We start from the raw sequence: 18,632 nt of genomic DNA on the forward strand, positions 1-18,632 counted from the left end.
ACTGCTGACCCTTAATCCAGAAAGCTGAACATCTCGTCCACTTCGCTAAACGCATCGTCCGTAGCCTGGTTTTTCTCTTTGGCTTGTAGCACCAGCTCAGCCGCAAATTTGTTGATAATGCCTTCCCAGGGTGAATTTTCATTACGAATAAGTGCTTTAATGGCCGTTTCTACCTCAGGCGTAAGCTGGCGGATTAACGCCAGCAGGCTGCGCGGATCGTCAAAACCCAGATTGTGGGTATCTTCTGCCAGTTGCCGCTCGGTGTAGGCTTCGGCTTCTTCTAAATGCTCTTCATCTTCGTACAGCTTATCTTCCCAGTAGTTTTCATATTCGAGAATTTCACCACGGTAAATTTCGATAAACGGAATAGATAAATAGAACAAACCGGCCGGATCTTCGGCGATACAGGTTAAAATTTCGGCCTGCTTTTCTTCGCTATCCTGGGTGCGGATCAGATAAGTTAAAAAATCAAAGGTGTGCTGCTTTAACTCTTCGGCATTGTTTTTAATTTTCTCTTCCCAGTACAGCGGCTGCTGGCAGACAATGTCGCGAATACGCTCGGGCGTCATCAGTTCGGTCATGATTGACGGAAAAGAAATATCATGCTCGCTGTTAATCTGCGTAAGGGTAACAATATCAATTTGTTCAATGACTTCGGTTAACTGCTCATCGCTTAGGGTATTGGCAATCAGCTCGAACTTTTTACTGGCCTGCTTGGGGTCAACCACCGCCAGCTCTTTAATTTCCGCTACCGCAATTTCAATTAAACTGGTGCTCATTAAGCTTACTCTCCTTTAAAGCGGATATTGTCGTACTGATCGTCGTAGCCTTCTTCGTCACTGTCGTCGCTGTCATAGTCGTCGTTGCTGTCGTCATCAGCATAGTCGTCAGCATAGTTATCGCCGTCATTGGCGTCCTGGTCAGCGGCTTCAGCTGGGGCGCTATTGCGGCTTACTGCGCTAAGACTGGCGTTATCCAGCATAAATAACACGGCGCAGGCTTCAATTAATAAGCTTTGCGAGTAAGCGCGCACCGCTTTTACCAGCTCTAAATCAGCATTGGCAAAGGCAATAGCGGTTTTAAACTGGTCCCAGTGCGGCGCTTTGCCCGTTTGTAGCCAGCTTTGCCACTGGCTTTTGGCCGCTGGCGGAAACTTTACCCGGCCGTACAGCGCCATCGGCAGATATTCCGGCACCGAGTCGAGCATTTGGGGATCGGCCAGTAAAATGGCTTTCATTTTGGCGGTAAATTGCTCCAGCGCTTTGGGCGTATCCGGGTCCAGATAAGACTCGATGTTTTCCTGGGCATCGCGGTGAAGGGCGCGAATGCGCGCCAGATCCAGTTTTTCTGTCATAAGTGGCTCGTTTGGGCTTTGCTAATCGGCATGATTAAGGGTAGTACTGATCCCACAGTTCCTGCATGGCAGCAGCGGGGTCGGTTACAATGACGTTATTAAAATCTTTAATATAGGCCGCGCGTAGTTTGGCATCTGATAACACCTCATACGCGGCTTTTACCCGTTGCAACTGGGCGGCAGCAGCGTCTTTTTCCTCATCGCTTAAGCCGAGCAGTTTATCCGGGTGGTACTTATTGGCCAGACGGCGGTAAGCCTTTTTTATCTCATCTTCGCTGGCGTTACTTTTAACACCCAGGATGCGAAAGTGGTTAATCATAGCATTTCCTGCAACAACAACGATTTTATGCCGCTTAGCAAGTGCTGGCAACCGGCAAACAGCCGCTAATCATAGCAGAGCTGCGCCGGTTCACCTAGCTGTGTGCTGTCCGTTTTTACTAAGCGCAGGCGTTTTTACTCAGCAACGGCGCTTTTACTGTGTAGCGCCGATAAACCAGCGTGGGTCTACCGGCAGCGTAAACAGTAAAGGCGCAAATTTGTTAAAGTGAGCCGCATTGGCCGGGCAGTTAATATTGTCCGGGTAGTGCTTTTTCCAGGCATCATTTACCAGATAAACGGTATCGTTATACACCGCCACCCCCTCTATCGCGGTTTGCACCATAAATTCATAAGCCGGGCAGGGGCTGTCGGCCGGTGTGGGCGCATAGTAGGCCATTTGCTGCACAAAAGGCGCCTGCTGCTGGCTAATATCGATGATCCACAGCTGATCGTCATTACGCGCGGCCGCCACTAAATAACCCGGATGGCCGGCTTTTTTCGCCGGCAGATAATCCAGGCCGTTAATCGGGTGGTCTTTAGCGTCCGGTACCGGCAGCACAAAGCCGGTATCCTGCACCTTTACATAGCCGTCCTGTTGCCAAAAGGTTTTATCGTAGGGCGTTTTGAAAATCATTGGCGCATTGGCTGCATTTTGCTCCAGTGCCAGGTATAAATTGCCGGCATTATCAAAGGCTAAGCCTTCAATGCCATCGTTGGGGGCATTACCCACTAACGATGCCGCAGGAAACTGCACCGGCCGCACCGCGGTGATTTGTGCGCGGCTTAATGGTTTATCGGTGTCAATTTTTACCAGCAAAGTGGGGTAGTCTGTCGAGTTTGTTTCGCCATAGCGCGCTTTACACTCGGGGCTTAACTGCACAAAGGAGGAATCTTCCGTCACGCTGATAAACACGGTATCGTCGACTCTGTCCCAGGTTAGCGATTCAAAATCGGCATAGTGTTTAAACAGCTCGCCAAAACAGCCGTTTAGTACGCTATCGGCTACGGTGATGGGCAGTGGCTCTGCCAGCAGCTGTGCAGTTTGCGGGTTTATCCTCAAAAGCTTATTACGCATCGGCTCTGCCGCGCTATTGTCGCCTATATGAATAAGCTCACCGTGGCGCCAGGTAAAGCCAGAGCTTTGCGGATCGTTCAGGGTTTGGCCCTGTAAATCGGTGATCCATTTACCAGCGACGGGTTGCTCTGTGGCACCGATAGCGGCGGCGAAACATAAACTGGCTAAGTACAGGCTGGGCTTCATAGATGTTCTTCATAATCTTTAATTAACGCTATTTTGCCAGCCGAAGATGACAAATTAAACCCTGTTAGGTTTAGCAACGCTTAGGGTAGGTTTAGCTGCCGGCCGCCATCCAGCGCTATCACTTTACCGGTGATATAGCGACTGTTTAACAGATACTGCACGGCATTGCTCATTTCCTCGGCACCTGGCTCACATTGCAACAAGGACTTTCTCAGTGCTTTTTGTCGGTATGGCTCGTCGTCATGCTGGTTAAACATCAGTAGCGCTGGCGCTATGGCATTTACTTTTACTTTGGGTGCTAAGGCGCGGGCAAAGCTGTAGGTTAAATTCTCCAGCGCCGCTTTAGAGGCGGCATACGCCATATGTTTGCTGCTGCCAACGCTGGCAACAAAGTCGGTCAGGTGAATAATATCGCTGGCACCGTTTTGGGCCTGCAGTAGCGGCGTAAAAGCGCGGTTAAGTAAGTAGGGTGCTTTGGCATGTACGGCCTGCATCGCATCATAGATGGCAGCATCTTGCTTCAGGCCGTCTGGGCTTTGTGCGCCCGTTAAATCGGCTTTCCAGTCGGAAGCATTGTGAATAAGCGCGCGCAAACTGCCCAGTTGCTGCTGCATGCGGCTGATAAACGCCGCCAAGGCTGCTTGCTCAGTAACATCTAATTGCACACATTGCACGCCGGCGGCCCTTAACTGGGCCAGGCCGGGTTTTTCACTGCGGTAGGTGGCAATCACCTGATAACCGGCGTGCTGCAGTGTTAAAGCACAGTGCAAACCCAGCCGCTGGGCGGCGCCGGTGATAATAATGTTGTTTTCCATCAAAGAAGTTCCTGCTAATCGCTGCTAAGCTCAACGTTGTAACTGCTACGTGACAAAGATGATTTGGTTTGCCGACAGTGTAGAAAAAACCGACTAAACCAAGTCGCGCGCTAATCAGTACAAAACCACAGAACAATAAGGTCTTAAGGTAAACAAGACCACAAGTGCAGCAGTAACGTGACCATAAACAACATCAGAGGCAATATTATGACCAATAGCAGAAGACGTTTTCTTAAACTGTCCGCCGGCGGCGTGGTGGGCTTAAGCATGGGCGGCATCAGCTTAAAGGCTTTTGCCAACGAGCAGCTAGACCCGGAAAACCCGCAGGCTAAGGCACTGCAATATGTGCATAAATCAGCAAAGGAAGGACAAGACTGTGCCAACTGCGCGCTAATTCAGGGCAGTGACGGCGAGCCGTGGCGGCCATGCAGTATTTTCCCGGGTAAGCTGGTTAACAGCGAAGGCTGGTGTGCCGCCTGGGCGAAAAAGCCGGGTTAGTATTAACTATCAGGCCCGCTATCGCGGGCCTGATAAGTGTTAACATTCGATAATATTTACTGCCAAGCCACCGCGTGAGGTTTCCTTATACTTGGTTTGCATATCCTTGCCGGTATCCCACATGGTTTTGATTACCTTATCCAGCGACACCTTGTGATCGCCGCTACCGCGCAGTGCTAAGCGTGAAGCGTTAATGGCCTTAATCGCGCCCATGGCGTTGCGTTCAATACAGGGCACCTGCACCAAACCGCCCACCGGATCGCAGGTCAGGCCCAGGTTATGCTCCATACCAATTTCGGCGGCGTTTTCCACATGCGATGGCGTACCGCCAAGGACTTCGGTTAAGGCGGCAGCCGCCATAGAGCAGGCCACGCCCACTTCGCCCTGACAGCCCACTTCTGCGCCGGAAATAGAGGCGTTTTTCTTATACAAGATGCCAATAGCGGCGGCAGTGAGCAGGTATTGCACGGCAATATCCGGCGTAACCGGCTGAATAAACTTATCGTAGTACATCAGTACCGCCGGAATAATACCGGCTGCGCCGTTAGTCGGCGCGGTAACCACCCGGCCACCGGCGGCATTCTCTTCATTTACCGCCAGCGCAAACAGGTTCACCCAGTCCATTACCTGCAAAGGGTCACTGCTTTTTTCTGCCATCAGCTTTTTATACAGTGCCGGCGCGCGGCGTTTTACTTTTAAGCCGCCAGGCAAGATACCTTCAGTTTTAATGCCGCGCTCTATACAGGCACGCATGGTCAGCCAGATATTGTTTAGCTGGTCGGTAATTTGCGCCGGGCTTCTGAGAACTTTTTCGTTTTCCAGCATTAAAGCAGCAATCGACAAGCCGTGTTCTTTGCACAGGGCTAACAGCTCAGCGCCTGATTCAAACGGAAACGGCGGCGGGTTATCGGCAGCAAACTGGCTGGCGGCTTCTTTTTCTTTGGCGAAATCTTCGGCTTTAACAATAAAACCGCCGCCAATCGAGAAATACACGTCACTTAGTACGACGTTTTTGTCTTTGTCAAAAGCGATAAGCTCCATGCCGTTGGAATGCTCTTTTAGCGTTTTACGCCGGTGAAATACGATGGCGCCCTCGCGCGGGAAGCTGACCGGGTGGCTTTTTGCCAGCCGGATTTGCTGCTCATCATGCACTTGTTTTAACAAGCCCGGCACGGCATCCGGGTCAATGCTTTCCGGCAAATAGCCGGCTAAACCTAAAATCACCGCTTTGCCGGTACCGTGGCCAACACCGGTTTGGCCCAGCGAGCCATACAGCTCTACCTTGACGCTGGCCACTTTTTCCAGCAGGTTTTGCTCTGCCAAATCGTCGGTAAATTTTTTCGCTGCCCGCATTGGGCCCACAGTGTGTGAACTGGACGGCCCTATGCCGATGCTAAACATATCAAAAGCGCTGATAATCATAATTTATTCTGTTTGGTCGTTATCAAAGTAGCGTCATTGTAGCCCAAGCAGCGTGCTTCTGTAAGTCGGTTGGTAACTGGTCAGCGCTTATTACAGATGAGAAAAACTAATAGGAAATGCTAATGGCAAAAATTAATTCATTTAGCTTTTTTACGCCGATTAAAGCTTATTGCTTTGTGGTGTCACCTTAACTATATTCACGATTGTTATTTTTGAATATTTGAGGTGTGCTATGGCAACTACCAGCTTGAGTCTGGGTGAGCATTGGGAAGCCTTTATTAAGAATGAGATAGCCAGCGGGCGCTATGGCTCTGCCAGTGAAGTGGTGCGTGATGCACTTAGAACACTGGAAGAGCGTAAGAGTAAACTAGACGCCTTACGGGTGCATTTAGCTGAAGGAGCAAGGCAAGCCGGCAAGGGTGAGTTTGTCGAGAACTTCAGTATGGATGAGTTTATTCACCAGCTGGACAGCGACGTTTAATGGTGCGAAAGGCAAAGAAGCACTATCGGGTTACTCTTAGGGCCAGAGACGACTTGCTGAATATCGCGTGCTACACCGAAAGTTTATGGGGTAAGAAGCAACGCGATATTTATTTAAAACAACTCGAAAAACGTTTTGCCTGGCTGGCCGAAAACCCTTTACTGGGTAAACACCGCACGGATATCCAGCAGGGGTACTACAGTTTTCCGCAAGGTCAGCATGTAATTTTTTATCTGGTGGGTCAAAATGTTATTGATATTATCGGCGTGCTGCACCAACAGATGGACGTGATAGGCTACTTTAACGCACAGCTATAACAGCCACGCTTAATACTTATGCCAATTGCACACACAACCGATGCAAGATAGCGGCGGTAGCGCCCCAGATAAACTTATCCTGATAGGGCATGGCGTGTAGCTGCTGTATTTTGCCGCGCAGCGGCAGGCTGAATTGATAGCGGTTTTCCTGCTGCAAAAAATGCGTTAATGGCACTTCAAACACGCCGGCCACTTCGTCAACCTGCAAAATCCAGCGTCGCTGCGGTTTAAGCAAACCGACCCAGGGCTGAATGGTAAAACCGGTGCTGGTGCTTTGCAGTGGTAAGCGGCCTAAGAGTTCTACCGCGCTGGGTAATAAACCAATTTCTTCTTCGGCTTCTCTTAGCGCGGCCAGGCTACTGCTTTCGCCTGGCTCTATGCGCCCGCCGGGAAAGCTGATTTGCCCCGGGTGGTGGCGCAAATGCAGCGCACGCTGCGTAAACAACACCTGCAGTTTATCGCCGTAATCAACTAGCGGCACCAGTACCGCTGCCTGGTGTTTGTCACTGGCCGCGATCGTGTCGGCCGCAGCGGCTTGCTGTAGTATAAAGCGCTGGCGAAACTCACCTGCCAGCATCTTAGTGCTCCGTACCGGCCAGTACCGGCAGAATTTTATTTACTTTATCTAAGGTTTCCTGATATTCGCTATCGGCGTCAGAGTCAGCCACTATGCCGCCGCCGGCCTGACAATAAATGTGGCCATCGCTGCAAATCAGCGTGCGAATAGCGATATTGCTGTCCATATCACCGCTGCTGTTAATGTAACCGATAGCACCGCAGTACACCGAGCGCCGCTGTGGCTCCAGCTGCTCGATAATTTCCATTGCCCTAACCTTGGGCGCGCCGGTAATAGAGCCGCCGGGAAAAGCGCCGCGCAGTAAATCACAGGCGCTGTACTCGGGCGATAGCTCGCCGGTTACGGTGCTAACCAGATGATGCACGGCCGGAAAGCTTTCAATGGCGAACAGCTGTGGCACAGTAACGCTGCCTGGCAAGCAGACTTTGCCTAAATCGTTACGCAGTAAATCGACGATCATCACGTTTTCGGCGCGATCTTTGGCCGAATGGCGCAGGTTATCGGCTTCTACTTCGTCGGTCTGCGGGCAAATACCACGCGGCCTTGTGCCTTTAATCGGTTTGGTTTCTACCTTGCCACTGTGTAGCTGTAAAAAGCGCTCGGGCGAAATGCTCAGCACCGCGCCTTGCGGCAGGCGGATAAAGGCGGAAAAGGGTGCCGCGTTTTTATCGCGTAGCTGCAAATAGGCCTGCCATTCATCACCCTGATACTGTGCGCTAAAGCGCTGGGTCAGGTTTATCTGGTAACAATCGCCACTTAGCAGATATTGCTGCACCTGATTAAAGCGGCTGACATAGCCGGCTTTATCCATATTGGCCTGCCAGGGCGTGCTTAAGCTAAAAGCCGGCGTTGTCGGCACTTTTTGCACTAAGCGCTGGTGCAGCTTTTGCCAGCCTTGTAAGGCATTACCGCGATAATCGACATACCACAACTGCTTTTGCTGTTTATCCAGGATAAGCGCCCATTGGTAAAGGCCTACCGCCAGATCGGGCAGTTTGATATCGGCCTCTGCACGTACCGGCAGTTTTTCGATATAACGGCCTAAATCATAACCAAAGTAGCCCAGCGCGCCGCCAACAAAGGGCAGGGTGCTGTTAACCGGGGCAGGAAAATAGCGCTTTAGCGCGCAGTTAAGTACAGTAAACGGGTCTTCGTTGTAGGTATGCGCGCCTTGCTCATCCGTTAAAATGCTGACACCGTTTTTCGCCTCTAAGGTGGCGACAGGCTCTGCCACTAAGATGTCATAGCGGCTGTTAACGTGCTCTGGCGCAGCCGAGTCGAGCAGCATGGCCCACGGCTGCTGAGCGAAGTGGCTGAACTGCACAAGTAGGTTGTCCGGTGTTTCAGCGTAAATTTCCGCTGGAATAAGGTACTGCTGCATCAATGGGGCTAGCCGCTGTTTCTGATGCGCGCTATCATACCAGCACCCGCTAAAATAGTTAAACATGGCGCAGCCAGAGGCGTCAGAGGACAAGTAAAAATGACGGTTATTCGCCAGCAAGACTTTATCGACAGCATCGAAGATGCGCTGCAGTACATCTCTTATTATCACCCGCTGGATTTTATCAAAGCGCTGGAAGTGGCCTACCACAAAGAGCAAAACCAGGCGGCGAAAGATGCCATTGCACAAATTTTAATTAACTCGCGTATGTCGGCCGAAGGCCACCGGCCGATTTGTCAGGACACCGGTATTGTCACCTGTTTTGTCAAAATTGGTATGGACGTAAAGTGGGACAAAACCGATCTGACGGTGCAGCAGATGGTAGACGAAGGTACCCGTCGCGCTTATTTAAACCCGGATAACCCGCTGCGCGCCTCTATCGTGGCCGACCCGGCAGGCCTGCGTAAAAACACCAAAGATAATACGCCGTCAGTGGTGCATATCGATTTAGTGCCGGGCCATCATGTTGAAGTGATGATTGCCGCCAAAGGCGGCGGCTCGGAAAACAAAACCAAGATGGCGATGCTTAACCCGTCTGATTCTATTGTCGATTGGGTGCTGGAAACCTTACCGAAAATGGGCGCCGGCTGGTGTCCGCCGGGTATGCTGGGTATAGGTATTGGCGGTACCGCCGAAAAAGCCGCCGTGCTGGCCAAAGAAGCCTTAATGGAGCCGGTGGATATTCAGGAGCTGATTGCCAAAGGCGCAGAAACGGCTGATGAAAAGCTGCGCTTAGAGCTGTATGAAAAAGTGAACAAACTGGGGATCGGTGCCCAGGGTTTAGGTGGCTTAACTACGGTTGTTGATGTGAAAATTAACAGCGTACCGACCCATGCTGCCAGCTTACCGGTAGTGATGATCCCTAACTGCGCTGCCACGCGCCATGTGCACTTTCATTTAGATGGCACGGGGCCTGCCGATATTCAGCCACCAAAACTGGAAGATTGGCCGCAGGTGACCTGGGAGCTGGGCGCCAATGTGCGCCGGGTGAATTTAGATACGGTAACGCCGGAAGATGTGCAAAGCTGGCAAGCCGGTGAAACCGTGCTGCTTAGCGGCAAAATGCTTACCGGCCGCGATGCCGCGCATAAACGCATTGCCGATATGTTAAACCGTGGCGAGCCGCTACCGGACGGTGTGGACTTTAAAAACCGCTTTATCTACTACGTTGGCCCGGTGGATGCTGTGGGCGATGAAGTAGTAGGCCCGGCCGGCCCGACTACCGCGACACGGATGGATAAATTTACCGATATGATGCTGTCGCAAACCGGTTTGCTGGGCATGATTGGTAAATCTGAGCGTGGTGATAAAACTGTACAGAGCATTAAAAAACACAAAGCGGTGTATTTAATGGCAGTGGGCGGTGCAGCCTATTTAGTCTCCAAAGCGATTAAAAAAGCCCGCGTGGTGGCCTTTGCCGATTTAGGTATGGAAGCCATTTACGAGTTTGACGTGCAGGATATGCCGGTAACAGTAGCAGTTGACCCCAACGGTAACAATGTGCACCAGCAGGGGCCGGCTATCTGGAAGGCGAAAATTGAAGATCTGGATGCGGCACTAAAAGCCTAAACCTGACCAAGGCTACAGCACTGCTGTGGCCTTTATTTTTTCAGCTTATAACAACAAAAAATCAAGGGATACGCATGAAAAAGACCTTAGTTACGCTGGCGCTTATAACCTGCGCCAGCGCCATGGCCAAGGGGCCATTAACGGTAGAGCATTTAAACCGCTTTAATAAACTGCACGATGTGGTGTTGTCGCCTGATGGCCGTTTTCTGGCCTATGGTCTGACTAACGCCGGTTTTAGCCCGGCCGACAGCTCATCTGACTTGTACCTGATGGATTTATCCAACTTAAATAAAGTCACCCGCTTAACCCAAAGCGCCGGCCGTGAAAGCCAGCTGCAGTGGGCAAGCGACGGCCAGAGTCTTTATTTTATTGCCGATCGTAGCGGCTCGAACCAGGTATGGCAATTGCCACTGTACGGCGGTGAAGCGCTGCAGGTCACCGATTTGCCGCTGCCGGTAGAGGGCTTCAAAGTAGCTGCCGATGGTAAGCAAATTGCGCTGTCACTATCAGTTAAACCCGGCTGTCAGAATCTGCAATGTACGCTGGACGCCAAAGCCGCTGACACAGCGAAAAAAGACACGGCCATGGCCTATGACCAGCTGATGGTGCGCCACTGGGATCACTGGTTAACGCCGTACCGCAGCCATTTACATGTGGCGGCATTGGGGCAGGGCATCGTGAAAGACGCCAGCAACCTGATGAGTGAGTGGAACACTAATATTGCCGGTATGAAAGAAGTGGCCTTTACGCCGGATAATCAGCGGTTGGTGTTTAGCGCTAAGATCCCGGCAACAGATCAGGCCTGGCACACCAATTACGATATCTTTATGGTGCCGGTAACGGGTGGTGAAAAGCAGAATTTAACGGCCGCCAACCCGGCCTGGGATGCACAGCCGTCGTTCTCCAGCGATGGCCGCTTTATGGCCTACAAAGCCATGAGTAAACCACAGGCCGAAGCGGATAAATTCAGCCTGATGCTGCTGGATATGGTGACCGGGCAGAAAAAAGAGCTGGCACCCGAGTTTGACCGCTCAGTAAGCGATTATAAATTCGGCCCGGATAACCGCACTGTGTATGTCACGACGCAGGATGTCGGCCAGTACAGCATTTATGCTATTAACACCGGCTTTGGTGATGTGCGTAAAGTGTTTGGCGATGGCACCGCAGGCGCACTGAATGTCGCCAGCGATAAACTGGTGTTTACCAACCACAAGCTGGATATGCCGCCGGAGGTATTTCAGTTAAACCTCGATGGCAGCAATTTAACCCAGCTAACCGACATTAACGCCGACTGGCGCAAAGACGTGCAATTTGGTGACTATGAGCAATTTAGCTTTAACGGCGCCAATGATGAAACCGTGTACGGTTATCTGGTAAAACCGTGGAATTTTGATGCCAAGAAAAAATACCCGCTGGCCTTTTTAGTGCACGGCGGCCCGCAAGGCAGCTTCGGCAATATGTTTAACGAGCGCTGGAACGCGCAGATGTATGCCGCCCAGGGCTACGCGGTGGTGATGGTCGATTTTCATGGCTCTACCGGCTATGGCCAGGCCTTTACCGACTCGATTAGCCGTGACTGGGGCGGTAAGCCGCTGGAAGATTTGAAAAAAGGCTTTGAGTACATTGTAAAAGCCCAGCCCTGGATCGACGGCAACCGTGCCTGTGCATTGGGCGCGTCATACGGTGGCTATATGATGAACTGGATTGCCGGCAACTGGCCAACCGGCTTTAAGTGTCTGGTAAACCATGCCGGTTTATACGATATGCCAAGCTTTTACGGCAGCACCGAAGAGCTGTGGTTTCCGGAATTTGATTTAGGCGGCCCGGCCTGGAACGCCGACTCTGACTATCAGAAATTTAACCCGGCCGCACACGCCGACAAATGGCAAACACCAATGCTGGTTATTCACGGTTTAAAAGATTACCGCGTGCCTTATGCGCAGGGGTTAGGCGCCTTTACTAACCTTCAGCGCAAGGGTATCGACTCGCGTTTAGTGATTTTCCCGGATGAAAATCACTGGATCTTAAATAAAGATAACCGTGTGCGCTGGTACAACGAAGTGTTTCAGTGGCTGGAGAAGTACACTAAACCCTAAGTTAGTTTGACAGAACCCTGCATAATGCAGGGTTCTGAGTTTCGTGCAGGGGTAAAGCTGAATGCGACAAGAAGGCCGGTTTGTGCTAAACCAACCGTTGAAGGCATGGATGCCTGAGACGAGCCTACAGGGATGTATCTACGGCGTGTTGGTGTGTACAAACCGGCCTTCTATTTACAACACTATCCCCGGAGATCCCTATGGCTTTTGACTTTCAACAATGCCGTGATTATTGCCTGATGCAACTACAAAGCGTGGAAGACTTTCCGTTTGGCCCTGATATTTATGTGTATAAAGTCGGCAAAATATTCGCCATTCTAAGCGAACAGGATGGCGTGGCGCGGGTGAATTTAAAATGCGACCCTGCAGAAGCCGTTATGCTGCGCGATATTTTTCCGGCGATTACGCCCGGTTATCATATGAATAAACAGCACTGGAATACCGTGTTGCTTGATGGCAGCGTGCCGGATAACGAGATAAAACGCCAGATAGAGAATTCATATCAGTTAATCGTAAACAGCCTGCCCAAAGCGAAAAGGCCGCTGTTAACACAATAGGAAAAGAATATGCCGTTATCTGATGTCGTGATCTTAGCTGGTGCCCGCACCGCTATTGGCAGTTTTAGTGGCAGTTTAGCCGGCTTAAGCCCGGCGCAGCTGGGCACGGTGGCGGCACAAGCGGCAATACAGCGCGCTGGCGTAGTGGCAACGGATATCGACCATGCGGTGTTTGGCCATATCATTACTACCAGTGCTGAAGATGCTTATTTAGCCCGGCATATCGCGTTAAATGCCGGTATGGCGCCAGGCTCGGCCGCCTTTAATGTGAACCGTTTATGTGGCTCGGCGCTGCAGTCGGTGATCTCCGCCGCGCAGCTGATACAACTGGGGCAGAGCAAGATTGCCCTAGCCGGTGGTGCCGAGAGCATGAGTAACGGTGCTTATTTGCTGCCCAGGGTGCGGCGCGGGCTGAAAATGGGCCACAGTGCTATCACCGATTTAACCCTGGGTATTTTAAGCGACCCGTTTGGTAGCGGCCATATGGGCATTACCGCTGAAACCATAGCGGCGCAATATGGTTTTAACCGCGCCGATTTAGACGCCTTTGCGCTGCAAAGTCAGCAGCGGGCGGCTTATGCCCGGCAGCAAGGCTATTTTGACGAGCAGATAGTGCCACTAACAGTGCCAGCAGGTCGCAGCGAAGTGCTGTTTAACCGTGATGAGCATATCCGTGCTGATACCAGCCTGGATAGCCTGGCGCAGCTTAAACCGGCATTTAAAGCAGACGGCATCGTTACCGCCGGTAATGCTTCAGGGTTAAATGACGGCGCGGCGGCGCTGCTGCTAACCAGTCGGTTTGAAGCTGACAAACGTGGTTTACAGCCACAGGCGCGCATTCTTGGTTATGCCTTTGCCGGCGTCGAGCCGGGTGTGATGGGGCTGGGGCCAATACCGGCAGTGCAGCAGGTGCTGGCGCAAACAGGCTTAACGGTGGCCGATTTAGACGTGATTGAATCTAACGAAGCGTTTGCTGCCCAGGCGATGGCGGTAAGCCAAAGCCTGGGTTTTGACAGCAACAAGGTAAACCCCAATGGTGGCGCTATTGCCCTGGGCCATCCGGTGGGCGCGACCGGCTCGATATTGCTCATCAAACTCATAGCGGAGCTTAAGCGCATTAATGGCCGTTTTGGCTTGGTGACCATGTGTATTGGTGGTGGCCAGGGCATAGCGCTATTGGTAGAAGCGTTATAACAACGGCTTAGGTAAATCGTGCTAGTTAATTTAAAAAGACGTAGCGCAAAGCCTTTGCGCTACGTCTTTATTGTGTCAGGCCTGCTCAGCAGCAATCTGCTTTAACGCTGCCGCTAATTGCGCCGGCTCCTGCGCACCGGAAATCAGGTATTTATTATTAATAATAAAGGCTGGCACTGAGGAGATACCCGCTTGCTGATATTTGGCAATATCCTGCTGCACGGTATCGCGGTAAGCATCGCTGGCCAGTATGCGCTGTGCTTCGCCGCTATCCAGCCCGGCGCTCGCGGCGCAATCAGCTAATACTTTTGCATCTGATACATCTTTGGCCTCACCAAAATAGGCGTCAAACAGTGCCAGTTTCATTGCGGTGGCTTTTTGCTCTGTCGCCTCTGCCCACTTTACCAGCCGGTGTGCGTCAAAGGTGTTGCAGGTAAAGCGCTGCTGCATCCTGGTAAAATTAAGCCCTAAGTCAGCAGCTATTTGCATCATATTGGCCTGAGCTTGGCGCATTTCCTCTTCACTGCGGCCATATTTACGGCTTAGCGCCGGTAAAATAGGCTCCTTCGGCGCGTTTTTATCCGGGTTTAGCTCAAAGGCATGCCACTGAAGTTCAATATGTATATCCGGCAGACTAGCCAGCGCCTGCTGCAATCTGGCGTAGCCAATAGCACACCAGGGGCAGGCGATATCGGATACCAGATCAATTTTGATACTGCTCATTTTGTTTCTGCCTCTGCCGGTAAGCTCAGCAGGTAGTTGACCAGCGCATTAAACTGCTGCTGTGAGGAGACGGCGCTAATGTTGACCAGATATTTGTTGTTTACGACAAAGCTGGGTACTGAGCGGATATTCGCCGCTGCTACTGCGTCATCATATTCAGTCACCAGGCTATTAACGGGGAGGCTGTCAAAATGCGCATCCAGTTGCACCTGCTCTACACCAATACTGGCAAACAGCTTGGTGATATCGCTGCGGTTTTGTGGCGGTTTACGCTGTTGATGAATTTGATTAAACAGCGCGGCGGTAAAGGCGTCTTCAATGTTTAACAGCCCGGCAGTGGCGTGGGCGCGTTGCACAGTAGCGGCCATATTGCCGCCTAAAAACGCCACCGGCACCTTATGTAGCGGTGTGCCCGCCGGCAGGGCTTTTTTCAGCTCGGCGACAATAGGCTCAAAGTTATAGCAAAACGGGCAGTAGTAAGAAAAATATTCCACTACCTGTGCGTTTGGGCTTGGGGGCGTGGCCAGTAGCTGATAATGCTCGTCTTGCATAAAGCTATCGCTGGCAAAGCTTAGCTGGCTGGCTAATAACAGTAGTGCGGCAAAAAGAAATTTCATAGTGTGTCCAATACCTGATGACGTTAACTGAAACGCTATCACAGCGCAGGCGGCGAACCAAGTTGGCTGGCCAGATAATCGACCAAAACCCGCACTTTTGCCGACAAGTGCCGGTTTTGCGGGTACAGCGCCCAGATACCATCGTCGGGTTGGCGCAGCTCGTTGAGTACAGCAACCAGCTCGCCGCTGTTCAACTTATCAGCGACGTAATAATCGGGCAGTTGCACCAGCCCCAGCCCTTTAAGTGCAGCATCCAGTAGCGCCACACCACTGTTGCAGACAATACGGCCCTGAGGTTTGAACTGGACCACTTTGCCTTGTTGCATAAAACGCCACTGTGCCACTGTGCCGGTCAGGCATTGATGGCTGGCCAGTTCGGTTAAGTTGGCCGGGGTGCCATATTTGGCCAGATAAGCCGGCGACGCCACGACATACTGGGTGCGGCTGGCCAGTTTACGTGCAATCAGGCTGGAGCTTTCCAGCGTGCCTAAGCGAATGGCTAAATCAAAGCCGCCCTGCACTAAGTCCAGTTTGCTATTGCTAAGCTGTAAATCAAGCTCTGTATCCGGGTATAGCAGCATAAAATCATGCAGCAGTGGCGCAATGCGGGTTTCGCCATAAAACACCGGCGCAGTGAGTTTAATTTGGCCGCGCGGTGTCGCTTTTAAATTAGCCAGGGTGCGATTGGCTTCGTCTAAACTGGCGACCAAATGTTTGCAATGCTGCAAATACAGCAAGCCTTCTTCGGTTAAACTGACACTGCGCGTGCTGCGATACAGCAGTTTAATCGCCAGGCTGGCTTCCAGCTCGGCAATATTGCGGCTTACCTGCGCCACAGAGATACCCAGCTGCTTTGCGGCCTTGGTAAAACTTTGCAGCTCTGCTACTGCAACAAATTCGCTGATGCCGGTCCAGTGTTTCACTAAGCCCTATGCTCCGTCAACAGGCTGCTTGCGTTACAACACCCGCCCTGGCTCGCCACAGCAACTCGCCCTTGTGCCTACGGCAGGGCTCAGACACTCTGTGGCGACCAGAACGGGGTTCTAACCGCAGCCTTCCGTTCGGTTAATTGTTTCATATTTGAAAAACTGATTTGCATTTTAATGCTATTAGTACTGATATGGCAAAAATAAAAATCAGGTTACACTTGCTGGGTGTAGATGTTGCCTGTGCAAACAACAAAAAGGATAAATTGATGCAAATGATCAAAACACGCGCTGCGGTGGCCTGGGGCCCGGGCCAGCCATTATCGATTGAAGAAGTAGATTTAATGCCGCCACAAAAAGGCGAAGTGTTGGTGCGTATTGTTGCCAGCGGCGTGTGCCATACCGATGCCTTCACCTTATCGGGCGAAGATCCTGAGGGTATTTTTCCGGCTATTTTAGGCCACGAAGGCGGCGGTATTGTAGAAGCGGTGGGCGAGGGCGTCACTTCAGTGGCGGTGGGCGACCATGTTATCCCGCTGTACACGCCAGAGTGTGGCAAATGTAAATTTTGTTTATCCGGCAAAACCAACCTGTGTCAGGCCATTCGCGCCACCCAGGGCAAAGGTTTAATGCCGGATGGCACCACGCGTTTCTCCAAAGACGGTAAGCCGATTTATCACTATATGGGCACCTCAACCTTCTCGGAATACACCGTATTGCCGGAAATTTCACTGGCGAAAATTAACAAAGCGGCGCCGCTGGAAAAAGTCTGCTTGCTCGGCTGCGGTGTCACCACCGGCATGGGCGCTGTGGTTAATGCCGCTAAGGTGAAAGAAGGTGATACCGTCGCCGTATTTGGCTTAGGCGGTATTGGTTTATCGGTGATTATCGGCGCGGTGATGGCCAAAGCCGGCCGTATTCTTGCCATTGATATTAACGAAGATAAGTTTGATATCGCGAAAAAACTTGGCGCTACCGATGTGGTTAACCCGAAGAAATTCGACAAGCCGATTCAGGATGTGATTGTTGAGATGACCGATGGCGGGGTGGATTACTCCTTTGAGTGTATTGGCAATGTCAATGTCATGCGCTCGGCGCTGGAGTGCTGCCATAAGGGCTGGGGTGAGTCGGTGATTATTGGTGTCGCCGGTGCCGGCCAGGAAATTTCAACCCGGCCGTTTCAGCTGGTTACCGGCCGGGTGTGGCGCGGTACTGCTTTTGGTGGTGTAAAAGGCCGCTCGCAGCTGCCGGAGTATGTTGAGCGCTACTTAAACGGCGAGTTTGAGCTGGACACTTTTATTACCCATACCATGCCGTTGGAGAGGATCAATGAAGCTTTTGACTTGATGCATGAGGGTAAGTCGATTCGGACGGTGATTCATTTTTAATTCTGTATCTTTCCGAGTCAGGACGGATTACAACGCCCGCCCTGGCTCGCCACAGCAACTATGTCGGGCTATCCTGCCCGACACCAGAGGCCAGCCAACGCTGTTCAAATTCGTTCCAGACGAATTTGTCGCCAGCCTACGGCAGGGCTCAGACACTCTGTGGCGACCAGAACGGGGTTCTAATCCTCTTTATCAGAGAACTAAAGGTCACCCATTATGGCAGCATCCGAGACAACCAAATTAACCAAAGTGAGCGAACAGCTGTGTTTTGGCGGCAAACAAATCCGCTTTAAACATCCATCATCCGTATTGCACTGTGAGATGCAGTTCTCGGTGTTTTTACCACCACAAGCCGATAACGCCAGGGTGCCTGCACTATACTGGCTGTCGGGTTTAACCTGCACCGATGAGAACTTTTCCAGCAAAGCCGGGGCACAGCGCATTGCCGCCGAGCTTGGCATTGCCCTGATCATACCGGACACCAGCCCGCGCGGTGACGGTGTGCCGGATGATGACAACGGCGCTTATGATTTTGGCTTAGGCGCTGGCTTTTATGTTAACGCTACGCGTGAGCCATTCGCCCGGCATTACCAGATGTACGACTATATCGTCAGCGAATTACCGGCACAGGTAGAAGCAGAGCTACCGCTGTCAGATAAACGCAGCATTAGCGGCCATTCAATGGGTGGCCATGGTGCTTTGGTGATCGGCCTGCGTAACAGCCAGCGTTATCGCAGTATTTCGGCGTTTTCGCCAATTGGTAACCCGGTAAATTGCCCCTGGGGCATTAAAGCCTTTACCGGCTATTTAGGCGAAGATAAAAGCCAATGGCAGCAGTACGATGCTTCAGTGCTGCTGGCTGAGGCGCAAAAGCCGCTGCCGATTTTGGTTGACCAGGGCAGCGCTGACAGCTTTTACCCTGAGCAGCTGCGTACCGACAGTCTGATAGCGGCGGCAAAGCAAAGCGGCGCGCCGGCACAAATTCGGCTGCAGCAAGGTTACGACCATAGCTATTACTTTATTGCCAGTTTTATTGAGCAGCATCTTAAGTTTCACGCAGGATATTTACTCGGTTAAA

General features: G+C 51.7%; 20 protein-coding genes. 9 read left to right on the plus strand and 11 right to left on the minus strand.

The window, feature by feature from the left end:
* Positions 1 to 11: 11 nt before the first annotated feature.
* The 5 genes from atcB to folM all read right to left on the minus strand — a co-directional run bounded on the left by atcB (position 12) and on the right by folM (position 3,748).
* The gene (gene atcB, locus RNAN_RS02665; protein WP_008218519.1) at positions 12 to 779 is read right to left on the minus strand and encodes a cold adaptation protein AtcB; all 768 of its coding nucleotides are present in this window, start codon (positions 777 to 779) and stop codon (positions 12 to 14) included.
* A gap of 5 nt (positions 780 to 784) precedes the next feature.
* The gene (gene atcA / locus RNAN_RS02670; protein WP_008218520.1) at positions 785 to 1,354 is read right to left on the minus strand and encodes a cold adaptation protein AtcA; all 570 of its coding nucleotides are present in this window, start codon (positions 1,352 to 1,354) and stop codon (positions 785 to 787) included.
* A gap of 34 nt (positions 1,355 to 1,388) precedes the next feature.
* Positions 1,389 to 1,673 (minus strand): cold adaptation protein ActJcold adaptation protein ActJ, encoded by a 285-nt coding sequence (gene atcJ / locus RNAN_RS02675; RefSeq protein WP_008218522.1) that lies wholly within the window; start codon positions 1,671 to 1,673, stop codon positions 1,389 to 1,391.
* Between the two features lie 153 nt (positions 1,674 to 1,826).
* Entirely contained in the window at positions 1,827 to 2,933 is a 1,107-nt protein-coding gene (locus RNAN_RS02680) for a hypothetical protein (protein ID WP_008218524.1), read from the minus strand.
* Positions 2,934 to 3,013: 80 nt separating this feature from the next.
* Positions 3,014 to 3,748: a dihydromonapterin reductase gene (gene folM, locus RNAN_RS02685; protein WP_008218527.1), complete on the minus strand. Its 735-nt coding sequence runs from the start codon at positions 3,746 to 3,748 to the stop codon at positions 3,014 to 3,016.
* A 207-nt stretch (positions 3,749 to 3,955) separates the two neighbouring features.
* Between folM and RNAN_RS02690 the strand changes: the two genes are divergently transcribed.
* Complete coding sequence (locus RNAN_RS02690) at positions 3,956 to 4,246, plus strand: high-potential iron-sulfur protein (RefSeq protein WP_040551483.1); 291 nt, start codon at positions 3,956 to 3,958, stop codon at positions 4,244 to 4,246.
* Positions 4,247 to 4,285: 39 nt separating this feature from the next.
* On the opposite strand, the gene RNAN_RS02695 is transcribed toward RNAN_RS02690, so the two are convergent.
* The gene (locus RNAN_RS02695; RefSeq protein WP_008218532.1) at positions 4,286 to 5,668 is read right to left on the minus strand and encodes an L-serine ammonia-lyase; all 1,383 of its coding nucleotides are present in this window, start codon (positions 5,666 to 5,668) and stop codon (positions 4,286 to 4,288) included.
* A 232-nt stretch (positions 5,669 to 5,900) separates the two neighbouring features.
* On the opposite strand from RNAN_RS02695, the gene RNAN_RS02700 reads away from it, so the two are divergent.
* Both RNAN_RS02700 and RNAN_RS02705 read left to right on the plus strand, forming a co-directional pair.
* A complete protein-coding gene (locus RNAN_RS02700) occupies positions 5,901 to 6,149 on the plus strand; it encodes a type II toxin-antitoxin system ParD family antitoxin (protein ID WP_008218534.1) in 249 nt (82 codons plus the stop codon).
* Positions 6,149 to 6,466: a type II toxin-antitoxin system RelE/ParE family toxin gene (locus RNAN_RS02705; RefSeq protein WP_040551485.1), complete on the plus strand. Its 318-nt coding sequence runs from the start codon at positions 6,149 to 6,151 to the stop codon at positions 6,464 to 6,466. Before RNAN_RS02700 ends, RNAN_RS02705 begins: the two co-directional genes overlap by 1 nt.
* Before the next feature lie 16 nt (positions 6,467 to 6,482).
* Here the strand turns inward: RNAN_RS02705 and RNAN_RS02710 are convergent, their stop codons facing one another.
* Together RNAN_RS02710 and pabB are read right to left on the minus strand one after the other, a co-directional pair.
* Complete coding sequence (locus RNAN_RS02710) at positions 6,483 to 7,043, minus strand: CoA pyrophosphatase (RefSeq protein ID WP_008218538.1); 561 nt, start codon at positions 7,041 to 7,043, stop codon at positions 6,483 to 6,485.
* 1 nt (position 7,044) lies between these two features.
* Positions 7,045 to 8,424, minus strand: coding sequence for an aminodeoxychorismate synthase component I (gene pabB, locus RNAN_RS02715; protein WP_008218540.1), 1,380 nt, complete (start codon positions 8,422 to 8,424; stop codon positions 7,045 to 7,047).
* A gap of 99 nt (positions 8,425 to 8,523) precedes the next feature.
* Between pabB and RNAN_RS02720 the strand changes: the two genes are divergently transcribed.
* The 4 genes from RNAN_RS02720 to bktB all read left to right on the plus strand — a co-directional run bounded on the left by RNAN_RS02720 (position 8,524) and on the right by bktB (position 13,900).
* Positions 8,524 to 10,053, plus strand: a complete 1,530-nt coding sequence (locus tag RNAN_RS02720) for a fumarate hydratase (protein ID WP_008218543.1) — start codon at positions 8,524 to 8,526, stop codon at positions 10,051 to 10,053.
* A 74-nt stretch (positions 10,054 to 10,127) separates the two neighbouring features.
* Positions 10,128 to 12,149: a S9 family peptidase gene (locus tag RNAN_RS02725; protein WP_008218545.1), complete on the plus strand. Its 2,022-nt coding sequence runs from the start codon at positions 10,128 to 10,130 to the stop codon at positions 12,147 to 12,149.
* 200 nt (positions 12,150 to 12,349) lie between these two features.
* Positions 12,350 to 12,706: an MmcQ/YjbR family DNA-binding protein gene (locus tag RNAN_RS02730; protein ID WP_008218546.1), complete on the plus strand. Its 357-nt coding sequence runs from the start codon at positions 12,350 to 12,352 to the stop codon at positions 12,704 to 12,706.
* 9 nt (positions 12,707 to 12,715) lie between these two features.
* Positions 12,716 to 13,900, plus strand: coding sequence for a beta-ketothiolase BktB (gene bktB / locus RNAN_RS02735; RefSeq protein WP_008218547.1), 1,185 nt, complete (start codon positions 12,716 to 12,718; stop codon positions 13,898 to 13,900).
* Between the two features lie 75 nt (positions 13,901 to 13,975).
* Here bktB and RNAN_RS02740 read toward each other — a convergent pair whose 3' ends face one another.
* The 3 genes from RNAN_RS02740 to RNAN_RS02750 are packed head-to-tail and all read right to left on the minus strand — an operon-like array spanning position 13,976 to position 16,163.
* Positions 13,976 to 14,623 (minus strand): DsbA family oxidoreductase, encoded by a 648-nt coding sequence (locus RNAN_RS02740; protein WP_008218548.1) that lies wholly within the window; start codon positions 14,621 to 14,623, stop codon positions 13,976 to 13,978.
* A complete protein-coding gene (locus tag RNAN_RS02745) occupies positions 14,620 to 15,240 on the minus strand; it encodes a thiol:disulfide interchange protein DsbA/DsbL (protein ID WP_008218549.1) in 621 nt (206 codons plus the stop codon). The genes RNAN_RS02740 and RNAN_RS02745 overlap by 4 nt, the downstream gene beginning before the upstream one ends.
* A 38-nt stretch (positions 15,241 to 15,278) precedes the next feature.
* Positions 15,279 to 16,163 carry a LysR family transcriptional regulator gene (locus RNAN_RS02750; protein WP_008218550.1) on the minus strand — a complete coding sequence of 295 codons (885 nt, stop codon included), beginning with the start codon at positions 16,161 to 16,163 and terminating at the stop codon, positions 15,279 to 15,281.
* A gap of 281 nt (positions 16,164 to 16,444) precedes the next feature.
* Here RNAN_RS02750 and RNAN_RS02755 point away from each other — a divergent pair, with 281 nt between their 5' ends.
* A complete protein-coding gene (locus RNAN_RS02755; RefSeq protein WP_439645775.1) occupies positions 16,445 to 17,554 on the plus strand; it encodes an S-(hydroxymethyl)glutathione dehydrogenase/class III alcohol dehydrogenase in 1,110 nt (369 codons plus the stop codon).
* A gap of 216 nt (positions 17,555 to 17,770) precedes the next feature.
* Positions 17,771 to 18,631: an S-formylglutathione hydrolase gene (gene fghA / locus RNAN_RS02760; RefSeq protein WP_008218552.1), complete on the plus strand. Its 861-nt coding sequence runs from the start codon at positions 17,771 to 17,773 to the stop codon at positions 18,629 to 18,631.
* The last annotated feature ends 1 nt before the right edge of the window (position 18,632 follow it).

The sequence above is a fragment of the Rheinheimera nanhaiensis E407-8 genome, from assembly GCF_000296695.1.
Classification (GTDB): Bacteria; Pseudomonadota; Gammaproteobacteria; order Enterobacterales; family Alteromonadaceae; genus Alishewanella; species Alishewanella nanhaiensis.